The 12745-nt window shown below is 64.1% G+C and carries 20 protein-coding genes; 14 read left to right on the top strand and 6 right to left on the bottom strand.

Annotation, left to right across the window (positions count from 1 at the left end):
• Positions 1–3: 3 nt before the first annotated feature.
• A complete protein-coding gene (locus XI09_RS34950) occupies positions 4–1293 on the bottom strand; it encodes a hypothetical protein (protein ID WP_271570931.1) in 1290 nt (429 codons plus the stop codon).
• Positions 1294–1822: 529 nt separating this feature from the next.
• Here XI09_RS34950 and XI09_RS34945 point away from each other — a divergent pair.
• The 6 genes from XI09_RS34945 (at position 1823) to XI09_RS34920 (ending at position 4759) form a co-directional block, all read left to right on the top strand.
• Positions 1823–2026 (top strand): hypothetical protein, encoded by a 204-nt coding sequence (locus XI09_RS34945; RefSeq protein ID WP_271570930.1) that lies wholly within the window; start codon positions 1823–1825, stop codon positions 2024–2026.
• A 171-nt stretch (positions 2027–2197) separates the two neighbouring features.
• Complete coding sequence (locus XI09_RS34940) at positions 2198–2452, top strand: hypothetical protein (RefSeq protein ID WP_271570929.1); 255 nt, start codon at positions 2198–2200, stop codon at positions 2450–2452.
• 294 nt (positions 2453–2746) lie between these two features.
• Positions 2747–2893 (top strand): hypothetical protein, encoded by a 147-nt coding sequence (locus XI09_RS34935; protein ID WP_271570928.1) that lies wholly within the window; start codon positions 2747–2749, stop codon positions 2891–2893.
• Positions 2894–2991: 98 nt separating this feature from the next.
• Entirely contained in the window at positions 2992–3216 is a 225-nt protein-coding gene (locus tag XI09_RS34930) for a nuclear transport factor 2 family protein (RefSeq protein WP_271570927.1), read from the top strand.
• Positions 3217–3309: 93 nt separating this feature from the next.
• Positions 3310–4230, top strand: a complete 921-nt coding sequence (locus XI09_RS34925) for a DMT family transporter (RefSeq protein ID WP_271570926.1) — start codon at positions 3310–3312, stop codon at positions 4228–4230.
• 127 nt (positions 4231–4357) lie between these two features.
• Entirely contained in the window at positions 4358–4759 is a 402-nt protein-coding gene (locus tag XI09_RS34920) for a VOC family protein (protein WP_271570925.1), read from the top strand.
• 2 nt (positions 4760–4761) lie between these two features.
• Here the strand turns inward: XI09_RS34920 and XI09_RS34915 are convergent, their stop codons facing one another.
• Both XI09_RS34915 and XI09_RS34910 read right to left on the bottom strand, forming a co-directional pair.
• Complete coding sequence (locus XI09_RS34915; protein ID WP_271570924.1) at positions 4762–5112, bottom strand: zinc ribbon domain-containing protein YjdM; 351 nt, start codon at positions 5110–5112, stop codon at positions 4762–4764.
• 110 nt (positions 5113–5222) lie between these two features.
• Complete coding sequence (locus XI09_RS34910) at positions 5223–5396, bottom strand: hypothetical protein (RefSeq protein ID WP_018644642.1); 174 nt, start codon at positions 5394–5396, stop codon at positions 5223–5225.
• A gap of 177 nt (positions 5397–5573) precedes the next feature.
• Here XI09_RS34910 and XI09_RS34905 point away from each other — a divergent pair, with 177 nt between their 5' ends.
• From XI09_RS34905 to XI09_RS34895, 3 genes are all read left to right on the top strand, one after another.
• Positions 5574–6059 carry a pyridoxamine 5'-phosphate oxidase family protein gene (locus XI09_RS34905; protein WP_271570923.1) on the top strand — a complete coding sequence of 162 codons (486 nt, stop codon included), beginning with the start codon at positions 5574–5576 and terminating at the stop codon, positions 6057–6059.
• Between the two features lie 69 nt (positions 6060–6128).
• Positions 6129–6488: a c-type cytochrome gene (locus XI09_RS34900; RefSeq protein ID WP_271570922.1), complete on the top strand. Its 360-nt coding sequence runs from the start codon at positions 6129–6131 to the stop codon at positions 6486–6488.
• A 272-nt stretch (positions 6489–6760) separates the two neighbouring features.
• Positions 6761–7420, top strand: coding sequence for a hypothetical protein (locus XI09_RS34895; RefSeq protein ID WP_271570921.1), 660 nt, complete (start codon positions 6761–6763; stop codon positions 7418–7420).
• A gap of 91 nt (positions 7421–7511) precedes the next feature.
• Here the strand turns inward: XI09_RS34895 and XI09_RS34890 are convergent, their stop codons facing one another.
• The gene (locus XI09_RS34890) at positions 7512–8531 is read right to left on the bottom strand and encodes a hypothetical protein (RefSeq protein WP_271570920.1); all 1020 of its coding nucleotides are present in this window, start codon (positions 8529–8531) and stop codon (positions 7512–7514) included.
• Between the two features lie 178 nt (positions 8532–8709).
• Between XI09_RS34890 and XI09_RS34885 the strand changes: the two genes are divergently transcribed.
• From XI09_RS34885 to XI09_RS34870, 4 genes are all read left to right on the top strand, one after another.
• Positions 8710–8997 (top strand): hypothetical protein, encoded by a 288-nt coding sequence (locus XI09_RS34885; protein WP_271570919.1) that lies wholly within the window; start codon positions 8710–8712, stop codon positions 8995–8997.
• Between the two features lie 23 nt (positions 8998–9020).
• Complete coding sequence (locus tag XI09_RS34880) at positions 9021–9317, top strand: cytosolic protein (protein WP_271570918.1); 297 nt, start codon at positions 9021–9023, stop codon at positions 9315–9317.
• Between the two features lie 166 nt (positions 9318–9483).
• A complete protein-coding gene (locus XI09_RS34875; protein ID WP_271570917.1) occupies positions 9484–9795 on the top strand; it encodes a hypothetical protein in 312 nt (103 codons plus the stop codon).
• Positions 9796–10183: 388 nt separating this feature from the next.
• Positions 10184–10465 carry a hypothetical protein gene (locus XI09_RS34870; RefSeq protein WP_271570916.1) on the top strand — a complete coding sequence of 94 codons (282 nt, stop codon included), beginning with the start codon at positions 10184–10186 and terminating at the stop codon, positions 10463–10465.
• 170 nt (positions 10466–10635) lie between these two features.
• Here the strand turns inward: XI09_RS34870 and XI09_RS34865 are convergent, their stop codons facing one another.
• Positions 10636–11433 (bottom strand): transglycosylase SLT domain-containing protein, encoded by a 798-nt coding sequence (locus tag XI09_RS34865; protein ID WP_271570915.1) that lies wholly within the window; start codon positions 11431–11433, stop codon positions 10636–10638.
• A 104-nt stretch (positions 11434–11537) separates the two neighbouring features.
• Here XI09_RS34865 and XI09_RS34860 point away from each other — a divergent pair, with 104 nt between their 5' ends.
• The gene (locus XI09_RS34860; RefSeq protein WP_271570914.1) at positions 11538–11957 is read left to right on the top strand and encodes a hypothetical protein; all 420 of its coding nucleotides are present in this window, start codon (positions 11538–11540) and stop codon (positions 11955–11957) included.
• 128 nt (positions 11958–12085) lie between these two features.
• Here XI09_RS34860 and XI09_RS34855 read toward each other — a convergent pair whose 3' ends face one another.
• A complete protein-coding gene (locus XI09_RS34855; RefSeq protein WP_271570913.1) occupies positions 12086–12730 on the bottom strand; it encodes a phasin family protein in 645 nt (214 codons plus the stop codon).
• Positions 12731–12745: the final 15 nt, after the last annotated feature.

Raw genomic sequence — 12745 nt, 5'->3', positions numbered from 1 at the left:
GGTTCAGGTCGCGCGCTTGCCGGCCGATTGCGCCGACTTCTGCGGCTTGCCCTTCTGCTCGCGCGCGGCCTGTGCCTTTGGCGACCTGGCGCTGGCCACGGCCCGGGTCTTCTTCGGCCTGGTGTTGGCGGCTTCCCTGCGGTCCGCCGTGCCACGCTTCGAGACATATTCCGCGCCGTCGATTGGGCCGACGTGCGGCGGATCGCGGCCGAGATAGGGCCTGCCGATGCCGAGCGCCTTGCCGTTGGCATCGACCCATTTCCACAGCACTTCGGTCGAGACCCAGCGCTGTGCGCGGTTGTCGCCCTTGGTGCTGACGATGTCGGCGGCCATGCCGTGACCGTAGCCGCCGCGCGTGCTGCCGCCGTGATAGGAGCGGTCGGAGGCGGCCTTCAGGCCGCTCGCGATCGACTGGCGATAGTCGTCGCGGAACGCGCTGGTGATGCCCGGCGAGAGGCCGGCGGCTTCCGCCGCGAGCAGCGTGCGGAACAGCTTCCGCTTGAAGCTCTTGTCCATGCCGCCGATGACGTAATCCATCATCGACATGCCGGCGTGCTCGGCCGCCTTCGGATCCTTCCAGCCGAAATCCTCGTCGACCAGCTTCGTGAAGCTGCGCATCACCGTGACCGTCTTGCCCTTGCGCTTGACGGTGACGGCTCGGCGCTCCTCGACCTTGATCGAGTCTTCCTTGGGCGTGCGCTGGTAGAGCGCCCAGAGATAGCGGTCGATGCAGGCGTCCATCACGAAGCATTCGTCGAGCACGGCGATGGTGTCGGCGGACGGCGACGCCTTGCTCTCGGTTGCGGCCGGCCCGGTCGCGATCGCCGCGGGCGACAGCGCGTCTGTCGTCACGATCTCGGTGGGATCGGCGGATGCGAGCTTGACGGGCTCCTGCACCGGTGCGGCCTCGCTGACGACGGGCGCCGGCTCGGGCAGGATCTGCGGCGCAGGCGGTTCGCTCGGCAGGATCAGCGCGGGATCGGCCGAGGCGAGCTTGATGGCGGGGGCGGGCACCTCGGGCGCTGCTGCTTCAGCGCTTGCCGGCTCGGGAGCCTGAGCCACCGAGGCCGCGATGTCGGCGGTCAGGGCGATGCCATCCTCGATGGTCGCAGCGCGCGGGACGTCGGCGAGGTCGAGGCGGCCGAGATCCTTCGCGCGCGAGAGGGTGGCTGCATTGGCGCCGCTGTTTTCGATGAGAGCAGGGGCATAGGCGGACAAGGAGAGTACCAGCCAGCCGGCCATGACGGCCGAGGGGCACGCGACTGCCACCAGAAGAGACCGCCGATCGTTCATGATCCCTGCCTCCAAACGGTTCTGTTCGAACCCGTCTTGTCGAACAGTCTTGCACAGAAAGGCACGCAGCACCTCGATTGTTCGGAGGACGGTGTGGCGGCGCAATGGCGCAATTCGGCGAAAACAGGCTTTTCAGGCAGGTGTTGCGAAGATGCAACGCGGGTTCCATCGCGGTTCAGGGGGCTTGAGCGGAGGGAAAAAGGCTCCTGGTGTCCCGGACGCGCTGCAACGCCATTTAGCGTTTCTGCGCTGAGCCGGGACCCATGCCGCGAAGGGTTCGGACTCGCGGGCAACATCGGCCCCGGCTCTGCATCGCATCGCTGAAGGAGCGTTGCGCTGCGTCCGGGGCACGCGAGGGGAGACTCACCTCCGCGTCCTCGCGGCGCGTTTCGCCCGAGTTTTGACCGGCGTCTCGTCGCCTCTTGTCTCGGTTGCGCGATAAATCCGAAATTCGGCAACGAGGAATATTCCAGCGCATCCGTCTCGACGCCCCCCTGCAACCTTGTCGCGGCTTGCGCGTTGGTCGGCCATGACGCATTCCTCGCTTCGTCCCATGGACGCCTTCGATCCCACCGAGCCCGCCATCCTCCACGATCTCCTCTCCGATAGGATCATCACCTGGACCGCCGATCAGGCCGATGATTATCGGCGGGCCAGCCGGGCACGCGACGATGGGACCGTGGCCTGGAAGGCCTATGTCTTCGACGGCTGGGGCAACGTGCTGGGTGGCTGAGCAGCGCCTATAAACGCGTCATGTCGCGGCCGGCGGCGATTCGGCCAAGGCCTTGTACGCATTAAACATATCGCCATGCGCCGGGCGCGTTGTTGCAATGCAACAACGCATGTCGCATTGCAGCAAATCAGGCTTAGATGTGCTCCGAAACTTCCTTCTGGAGCGTCACCAATGAACAAGAAGACCCTGTCGATCGCGATCGCCGCCCTCACTCTTGCTGGCTCGACTGCCACCTTCGCCGCCGAGCTGCCGGCCTATGAGGCCAACGGTTTCCCGGTCTCCCCGTTGCAGGTTCGCGTGCTCGGTGCCGCGCAGGTCGAGCAGCGGGCCTCGGCGCCCGCCGCCAGCGTGACGGCGCTTCAGGCCAGCGTTCTGTCGCCGCGCAAGGTGAAGACTGCGACCGTGACCACGGGCAGCGCCCGCTAAGCTTCACGCGGCAGGCACGGCGCGCAGGCGCCGTGCCGCTTCGCCTGCATAAACATTGAAACCGCGTTCCTGACAGGAGCGCGGTTTTTCTTTTGCTCGCGGGAACCGCGCGATTTCGTCGTGCTTGCGCGGATCGAGAAGCGGGCGACGAAAAAGAATCGCGCGATGGCTTCATTGTGTACGGCCGTTCAAGACGAGTGTGATCTCCTTAATACTTGTTTCGGAGATCGCGGCGCCTGATGCGCGCGCCGCATATTGAGCGGCCAGTTCTGCAATCATACTGGAGGCCGTTTCATGCCCGTCGCGCAAAAAGTCATTGTTGCCAGCACCTCGCCGCGCGCGTTCATTCTCAGGCATCTCGCGCTGTTCGCGGCCGCCGCGTTGTTCGTGTTCGTGCTGAGCCTGACCTACGGCCTCGATCTCAGCCCCGGGTTTTTCTGATAGCCGGACTACGAGAGTCTCCGCGCCACCGCGGTTGCGCTCGATCACACGGATCACATGGTCGGGGCGCGCAAATCGCGCGCTTCATCGCGCAGGACATGCACAGGCTGTTTTCGAACATCGATATCGCCTTCCGCGGCATCTACGCCGACGGCGACGTCGTCATCGTGGAGGAGCGGATGCGGGCCACGCTCCCCGGTGGCAAGCCGTACGAGAACGACTATTGCTTGGTGTTCGCGGTGGCGGGGGATCGGATCCGCGAGGTGCGGGAATACATGGACACGCGCAAGGGATGGCGCATGGTGTTCGGCGAGGAAGCATGATGCGTTGCTACAGGAATCTTCGGCTCTCCGCCGCGTGCCAGACCTGCGGCGGCGTGGGTTGAGTGGATGAGCGCGCTGACATAAGGCTTGCCGATGGATCAGCGGACGAGCGGCGCTGACGCTCTCATTCAGAAGAACGATGCGGCGCCGGCGCTTCTCGGCGTCGTCTGCGGCCTGTCGGCGGCGCTGTTCTGGGCGCTCGGCTTTGCCGGCACGCGGCACGGACTGAAGGTCGGCTTCACGCCGGTTGATCTGCTGGTGCATCGCTACGTCTGGTCGGGCATCGTGTTCCTGCCGCTGGTAGCCCGCGCCGGTATCTCCGATCTCTGCGGTATCGGCTGGGGCAGGGGTCTTGCGCTGATGGTGCTTGGCGGGCCCGTGATGTCGCTGATCTCCTACACCGGCTTCCTGTTCGTGCCGCTCGGCCATGGCAGCGTGATCCAGCCGTCCTCCGCGACGCTCGGCGGCCTGCTGCTCGCCGCAATGTTCCTCAAGGAGAACATCTCCGCCTCGCGCCTTGCCGGTGCCTTCGTCATCGTCGGCGGCCTCGGCGTGATCGGCGCCGAATCGATCGGTCATATCGGCGCCGACGGCGTGCAGGGCGATCTGATCTTCGTGCTGACCGGATTGATGTTCGCAGGTTTTGGCGCGCTGCTGCGTCACTGGCGCGTCTCCGCCGTCTCGGCCGCGCTCGTCATCAACGTGCTGTCGCTGCTGTTGCTGCCGGTCTATCTCTTGACCGGCGGGCCCGCCCGCGTCGCTGCGATCGGCGTGAGCGAGAATGCGATCCAGGCGCTGGCGCAGGGCGTGCTCGCAGGTCCCGCCGCGCTCTATCTCTTTGCCGTTTCCGTCCAGCGCCTCGGCGTCGCGCGCGCCGCAGTATTCCCCGCTTGCGTGCCGGCGCTGACGCTGCTCACCGGCTGGCTGCTGCTCGGCGAGCCGCCGACGATGCTGCAGACGGCAGGCCTCGTGACGGTGCTGTGCGGGTTTTATCTGGCGCAGCGGCAGCGGTGAACGCGTCTGCCTAGCCCGGATGGAGTGCTGGCGAAATCCGGGGCTGGATGTGCGGCACTAACCCGGATTACGCTTGCGCCCCATCCGGGCTACGCTCCCGAGCACGCCGCAACTTGACGAGCCCGCAATGACCTTCCTCCTCAACATCGACGTCCCCGACGTCGCCGCCGCCACGGTCTTCTACACCGCCGCGTTCGGTCTGACGGTCGGCCGCCGCTTCGGCAGCGACTTCGTCGAGCTCTTGGGCTGGCCGGCGCCGGTTTATCTGCTGACCAAGCAGGCGGGCACGCGAGGTGCCGGCGACGACCGCCGCCGCTACGACCGGCACTGGACGCCGTTGCATGTCGACGTCGTCGTTGACGATGTCGATGCCGCCGTCGAGCGCGCGCTGCGCGCCGGTGCCGTGCTCGAAGCGCCCGCGCGCGATGCGCCGTATGGGCGGATCGCGATGCTGGCTGATCCGTTCGGGCACGGGTTTTGTCTGCTGGCGTTCAGCGCGGAGGGGTATGACGCGTTGATGGGCGCATAGCGCTACGCCTTCTTCACGAACTCCGACTTCAAGTTCATTGCGCCGATGCCGTCGATCTTGCAGGCGATGTTGTGGCCGTCGGTGGCGTCCTGGAGGCGGATGTTGCGGACCTTGGTGCCGCCCTTGACGACCGAGGACGAGCCCTTGACCTTGAGGTCCTTCATCACGATGACGCTGTCGCCGTCAGTCAGCACATTGCCATGGGCATCGCGCACGCTCGCGTCCTGCGGCGCATCCGCCGCCGCTCCGGCCGCAGCGCTCCATTCATGGGCGCATTCCGGGCAGACCCAGAGATTGCGGTCCTGATAGGCGTGCTCCGACTGGCAGTTCGGGCATTTCATGGCGTCGGGCATGGGAGGTCTCGTCTCGGGTGGCGTTGCGCGGCGCACCCTAGGGGCAGAGCAGGGGAATGCAAGGGAAAGCTGGGTCTTGCGCGGGCCGGCGGTGGCCTGCCGGTGCGATGTCACCGAAACAGCGCGACGAAGATGACGTAGAGCCAGCCCAGGATGCCGTGGATGATCGCCCACAGGATCGAATGGTTGTTGGTATAGGAGATCGCGATGGCGAGCGCCGAGCCGAAGCCGACGCCGTATTTCGCGCCCTCGACGCGGACGCCGTAATAGCGGTTGCCGTTCATGGTGATGTCTCCTGATCGTGGAATCGGCCCAAGCGTATGCGATGTCCGTCATCTCCGCGATGGGCATCGCTTCAGTCCATCATTCGGTCAACGCCGTCCGTCGAGACTTGAGATGCATCAACCCCATCGCGCGAGCTGCTCGCTATCCTTTTCGAGGAAGATATGCGGAGGCGCGCGATGGACGATCTGATCAGACAAAAGATCCAGACCTTGCTGGATCAGCACCGCACCATGCGGATCGCGACGCTGCGGCCGGACGGCTGGCCGCAGGTGACGACCGTCGGCTACGCGAACGAAGGCTTCACCATCTATTTCCTGTGCGGCATCGACAGCCAGAAGGCGCAGAACCTGTCGCGGGACGATCGGGTCTCGCTTGCGATCGATGACGACCCGGCGCAGGTGATGGAGATCACCGGCCTGTCCATGGCGGCGCGGGTCGCGAACCCTGACCGATCCGGCCGAAGCCGAGAAGGCGATCGGCCTGCTGATGGCACGCTATCCGGAACAGAAGGCCACCGGTCTGTCCGTGCCAAAACCATCCGAGGTTCGCCTGATCGCGCTGACCCCAACCGTGATCTCGCTGCTCGACTATTCCAAGGGATTTGGTCACACCGACCTCGTGGTCTGCTGACGGCGTTGCTCTGCCGGGATCCGATTTCTTGATGCAGGTCAACCTGGTCTGCTCGCGCCGGCCTACGCTTTCAAGCCACGCAGCATTGGCGAGGTGAAACCATGTCGCGCAGCGTTCGAATCTATATCGGCCTCGGCCTCCTGATCGCGTTGTCGGTGCTGTTTCTCTTCAGCGTCGTCCACACCGCCGCTGGGGCATCGAGGCCTGCCTCGCGCACGGTGGCGGAGGGATATCGCCTGGCGCAGGCGTGGTGCCAGACGTGCCACGCCATCGAGCCGCACATGGCCGGATTCTTCGACCTGGCCCCGAGCTTCCAGGCCATCGCCGACCGCCACGGAACCACCGCGCTGTCGCTCAAGGTGTTCTGGCGGACCAGCCACCAGAACATGCCCAATCTGGTGATTTCGCCCGATCAGGCGGAAGCGCTGTCGAGCTACATCCTGAGCCTGAGAGGCGATTGAGCGCACGCCCGGCAAAAAATGGCGAAAACAACCCCATGCACAGTAGAAATCGCCAGGGATTTCAAGGGTTCTGAAATACCGAATCCAATTTGACCCGTCGGGCAAGACAGGGGTATGATGGCACGATGGGCAGGTGCGACGGCTAAGGGCTCGTAGCCCGCTTCGACCCATTCACGCATCCATGAAGCGCGCCGTCCCCGAGACCCGGATCGAGCTGCCTTTGCTCTCGCCGATTTCCGCGCGGATCGGCCTCCAGGGAAGGTTGAGCGCTGATGACATCCGTCATCGCTGCGTGCCGCGCCGGCAATTGGGAGAAAATGGCAGAGCTGAGGCTGTCAACGGCATATCGGGTTAGGACGCCGCTTACCCACGGAATACACTGGGCGCCGTTTGGGGTTCGGGGTCATGTATTGGGAGGGACGATCATGGCAAGTGTTGAACAATTGCGCAGACGGGAAGGGGTGAACCTGGTCCAACTCGAGGCGGACATTGCATCGGTCCGCTCGGGAAGCTCGATCGCTTCAATTGCTCTTCCTGATTACGTCGAGCACACCGAGGGGGTCACGCGCGTCGGCGCGCTCAGTGCGGAGGCGGTCGTTCGCGACTATGAGTCCGCTGCGAAGGAGATCGAGGCCATGGGCGCCGAGTTGATCGACGCCGCGCAAAAATGCGAGGCGCTGACAGCCCAGGTCCATGATGCCATCGCCTTCATGCGCGAAACGGCGGCGGGGTATCGTGAAGAGGGACGGAAGATCTTCAAGCGCATCGAGGAATGCGCGCTCTTCACGGAAGACGTCCGCAAGACTTGCGAAGAGGTCCAGCGTCGAATGAAGGACGTCTCGGTCGGCGAGTCCCCCCACCAGGAGCTTGCGACGCAAGAGCACGAGCTGACCGGAATCGCAGCCAAGGTGTCGGTGTGCGAGGTCCGGTGAGGCGGGAGTAGAACGTCGTTCGCAGGATGGGTTGAGCGCTTGCGCTCCCCCCATCCTGCGAGCCGGGCTTCAAATCCAAGCTCGCTAACGGCTACCAATCCGGATCCCCGTAGGGGTCGCCCATATAGGGCGGCGGCATCCAGGGTCCTCGCGGCGGCCTGGGCCGCCGGGGTGCGGCCGCTTGCACGTGCGGCCGGGCAGGCGCAGCCGTATCGTTGTTCGTCACGCTCCGCACGACGGGTTTCGCGGATGCAGGCGCGGATGAAGCCGTCAGCTGCGTTTGCAGCGCCTGGACCTGCGCGGTGAGGCGCGCATTGTCCGCCGCATCCTTCTCCTGCGCCGTCTTGAGCTGTTGGATGGTGTCGGCCTGCTCGCGCAGCGTCTGCTCGTTGCGGCTTTTCAGTTGCTCGAGCTTTCCGTTGATGCTCGCAAGCTCGCTCGTGATGGTCTTGAGCGATTGTGCAAGATCAGACGATGACTGGTCAGGCGGTGTGGCGCCAGGTGTTGAAGCGGCAGGACTTGGAGCGCCAGAACCTGGAGCGCCAGGTGTTGGGGCGCTTTGCGCTTCCTTGCCGGGCGGCGGTGTGGGCACCGGCCTTGGCTCATCCGCGGCAGCCAGGTGCAGTGCTGGCGGCTGCGCCGGACTTGCAACCGCGGACGCTTGCGGGGGCTGACTGGCCGGCGGAGCCCATCGCGCCATGATCGACTTGCTGATCGACTTGGCCTCATCGCGATATTGCGAAGCGAAGGCGGCACCGAGAATGCCGATCGCCAGCACGAGGCCAACCAAAGCGCGCAGCATGGTCCGATCTCCCCTCAGGCCTTGATCGCGAACCTTGCTATAAGGCACCTTGTCCCTGGGAGGCTCGGCTGCCGTCGCACCTGCGCTGGCTTGCGAGGTCCGCGGGGCCTCGCCGCCGCGTTCCATTCCGGAAACGAGCCGGTCCAGCCGCGCCAGGTCTTCCTCTGCGCTCTTGATCTGGTCGTAGGCCCGCGCCAGCCCGCCATCGGCGCGCACCTCGCCCGGCTTGTGGGCATCAGGCGTGTGGGTATCAGGCTTTTGGGTATCAGGCTTCGGGTCGTTCGCTTCAGGCACCGATGCGCGCTCCATCCAGTCGGGCGTCAATGGGAGTGCGGCAGTCCGATCGTCGGAAGGATAGGCCTCACATTTGTCCAACACAACGCGCGTGCGAAGGAGAAATTATGGCGGGCTACGGCTGCTGAAACAGCCGGGCGCTGCTCCCCCAGGCATCCCTGCGACGTGCTATGCTATCGTGGGAGGAAGCGCCATGAGGGTTCCTGCCGCGCTACTCGCCCTGCTTCTTTCAAGTCCGGCCGCCGCCCAGGAGTGCCAGACATGCTCAATGGCCGACGCCTGCATGAAGGAGTACGTTAAGACGACGTCGGAGGCTCAAAGGGCGACCAGGCAGGCCATCCGGGATTGGAAGCAGAATTTGGACAAAAAGGCCTCCGCAGAATTGTCCAGCAGGGGCATACTCGCATTGCAAGACGCCATGGAGGCGCAGGTTCGTACGGAGCTGGAGCGCCTGAAGGAGTGCCTGGCGAAAATCAGGTAGGGCGGGGCGCAAAGGAGGATCCGATGAAATCGCTTCTGCTGCTCACGGCGAGTGGCCCGCTGCTCATTCTCACCTCGCACCAGTCCCTGAACGACGAAAAGCTCCTTGGGGTGCTCAGGCAAAAAGGTATCGGCAAGTTCGTCGCGTTCGAGGTTCCCTTGTCGCTCGCCAGGGAGCGCTACGGCGGGCACTTTCACGCGGTCGAAAGCAATCTGCACGAGACCGATGATCTGAGAGTGCTCGACTTCAACGGCCAGCGGGTCTTTCAGCTCTTTCATTTCGAAGAGCTCGGTTCACCGATGCTGATAGAACCCTCGTGATCCGGTTTTGTCTCGCGGCATGATCCGCTTCGAAAGACCCATCATCCCGTTGCGGCGGCGAAAGGGGATCGGTTGAGCAGGGCCGCTCTCACTATGAACGATCGTTCAGGGGAACGGGCGTTGGCTCATTTCGTTGCATTGGAGGGCATATCGAGAGGAGGACGACATGAAGACAAAGATCATTGCGCTCTCTGCTGCCGCTCTCTTGGCGACAGCACCAGCCGTGTTTGCTCAGGGTGTGTCGAGCAAGGCGCCAGGTCAGGAGATGCAGCAAATGGGTTCCAAGAAAGGCGAGCCGGGCGCTTCCAGCTACGCTCCTGGACATAAGAAGCATCACGCGATGCGCCACGCGAAGGCCTCGAAGACCACCACCCCCGGCGCGTCGAACGTCGCTCCAGGTCAGACGACCGGCGCGAGCACGAGGCCAACTACCGGCACGAGCACAAAGCCAACCACCGGCTCGGGCACAAGGTACTGAAGTCCAGAGGGGACTGAAGTCCAGGCACTGACGGGACCCAACGGCACGTCGAACGTGGGATAGGTTGGCCCCGGGCGAAACCCGTCATGCCGAATGATGGGTATCGCTTCCGCCTTCGCTCGTTGAGCTTCGGCGGGACAAGTCCGCCTTCGCGCGCTGGGCCGAGCTTCGGCGAGACAAGTCCGGCTGCGCTGGTCGGGCTGGCGGTGGAGCGCGGTTGGTTTCGTAACCTGCCAGGCGCTGCAGGTTGCGAAATCGACCTGTTCAGGTGTTGTGAGCGGCAGCCGAAGTCCGCCAGGGCCGAGAGCGTCATTCATGCAACTCGGGAGCGAATTAGCTTGCCTTGCCTTGAGTCCTTTTGCACTCTCTTCGCAAGGAGGCCCAACGCATGAAGAAAATGACGCTCGCGTGCGCTCTCGGAACGGCGCTGGTGCTGTGCAACCTCGGGATATCAGGTGCTGAAGCCCGGCCGCGGAAGGCGCAAGTCGTCCGTGCACCACAGGAGAGGCTTGTCGTCACGGCACCGGTGCTGAGGCCAACGCCGTGGGACTACAATATTGTTCCCCGCTATCGCTATCGCCCTGAAGACGACCGGGTCGATCCCTACGGTCCGCCGCTGGTGCCGTCATATGTTCGCTATGAGGGCTGGCGGTGGCCATACTGGTGGTGAAGGCCACCCGACGCGGCATTGATCGGTGTGTAGGGTGGGTTAGCGTAGCGACTGCGCGAGGCGCAGTTCGCGAAGCGTAACCCACCACTTTGATCTCGGCGTGTGGAGAGGTGGTGGGTTACGCCAGCAGGCGCGCTTCGCGCATCTGCAGGGCTAACCCACCCTACGGACTAATCGCCGACACCCGCCGCCAGCCGCAGAAACTGCCGCTTCATCGCGTTGACCCTGGCGACATAGCCCGCGACGAGATGATCGCCGCAGCGCTCCCCTGATATCATCTGAAACTTGCGCCGCGCATAGGCCGTGGCGGGACCTGCGCCGCAGAGATGGATGAAGGCGGCCAGATCCTGCTTCTGCTGCGCGCTGGCCTTCACATCGCCCGCGAGGCCGAGAACCATGGCCACCTGGCGATCCAGATACACCGACGCCAGCTCGATGGCGTGGCTCGGGATCGCGCGGATGTAGAGGAAGGTCAACCCGCAGCCGCTCTCCGTGACCGCATTGCCGCGGACACAGAACCGCGCGGCTTCAGTGTAGGCCGGATCGGTCATCTGGAAGAGGCCGACGGCGCTGGAGGCGGGCCGGTAGATCGCGAGCGGATTGAAGCTCCATCGCCAGCGCCAATAGGTGCGCGCGACAGGATTCCCCGAACTCTCGACCTGCGCCAGCGCGGCCAGCAATTCCGGCGTGATCGTCGCGGTGGAGTGCTTGCGGAACAGCGGCCCGTATTGCCGCCAGGTCTCGGCGGGGTCCTTGTCGAGGGCGTTGCCGACAAGGACGAACAGCTCGGTCGGCTTGCGGATTACGTGGTAGGCGATGTTCAGGAGGGCGACGGCTACAAGCAGGATCGCCATGCCGGCGGCGATCCGAACCATCCGCGGTGCTCGCGCGAACGTCCTTCGTACCCACCGAGCGCCCCGCCGGACGCTGCGAAGGCGGGGGAGGAGGGGCTTGCTTTTTCTTGGCATGGGTCTTGTGGGGAGCGGGTAGTACGGGGTTGAGCCTTGCGTCGCGCACGTCAGGTACATAGCCGAAATCGGTGTGGCTCCCGCTGACGCCTATGTAGGTAAGCGTGACAGCTTCACTGTCCCGTCATGAACTCGGCAGCGAGATCGCAGGGCCCGCATTGTTCTACATCAACAAACCCGCGCATTGGCGAATTACGCTGACGAACCGTTCCAGTCCAGGAAGGAGAGTGGTCATGTCGCGCCGAACCATCGCTTCACTTACCGCATCCGCCATCATTGGCATCGCCTGCATCGTGACTGTTTCGACTGATGCCTTCGCTTATCGAAGAGGCGTTGGGGTTGGTCGCGCGGGTGTTTATCACGGCGGTGTCTATCGCGGTGGCGTCTATCGTGGTGCAGCCGTGCGCCGTGGAGTTGCCGTGGGCGTCGGAGCTGCTGCGGTTGGTGCTGCTGCTTACGGGGCTTACGGCGCCTACGGAGGCTATCGCCGCTGCGGCTACGAACCTTACCCCCCTTGCTACTAGCCGGTCTTGGCGCAGCGGCCACCGAGTAACCGGTTGAGCCGGGCTTGGTGGCGGTGACAGTGCATTCAATCTACATTGGTAGGCTGGTTAAGTGCACTGTCACCGTAATCAGGAATACGCTGCTGTCGTTAGTGACGTGTCGCGCGGATTTCGAGCGTCGTCTGGGTGAGCCTGGCTACGAACGCCTCAAAATGCATGACCCTTTGTCTGGTCAATTGTTCATGCAACTCGGCGATCTTCTGGGATTCAGCGATCAACGATTCGCACACCTGTTTCGCGTACTCCATCTGAAGCTCAAAGGCCTCGACAGGTGAGCGCGCCGCCGCGAGCTTTCCCAGGAAGGTCCAGGCGTGCTCAAGCGACGTCCTCGTGTAGTCGCTATAGGCATCGGCAATCGCCTGCGTGCTGGCCTGGGACGGTTCCACCGGTGCGACGGGCGCGCTTGCAGCGATCTCCATCCCGGAAGCCTCGCCCGGCAAGGCTGCAGCCGAGGGTACCTGCGCACTTATCTCTCGGCTCGTCTCTTGCCTTATCTCTTGGCTGACCTCCGCCGAGGCATCCGGCAATTGATGGGCCGCAGTTGCGTGTTGCTCGCCGGCCGCGGTTCGTTGCCCGGCCTTCTTCTTCCCGCCGCGCCGGCCGGATTTTCCCGTTGGCTTATTCTCGATCGCACTCAACATTGCAAATGGCTCCTGAATATCGCTGAAACCGCAAGCCTCCGTCGTGTTTGCGCTGAAATCGCGATTGGGGGTTGTCGCTTGCGTGGCGGCCATGTGGTGAGATTTTGC

Origin of the sequence: Bradyrhizobium sp. CCBAU 11386 (assembly GCF_028128955.1) — a bacterium.
Taxonomy (GTDB): domain Bacteria; phylum Pseudomonadota; class Alphaproteobacteria; order Rhizobiales; family Xanthobacteraceae; genus Bradyrhizobium.
This window is presented reverse-complemented; position numbering and strand designations above follow the sequence as displayed.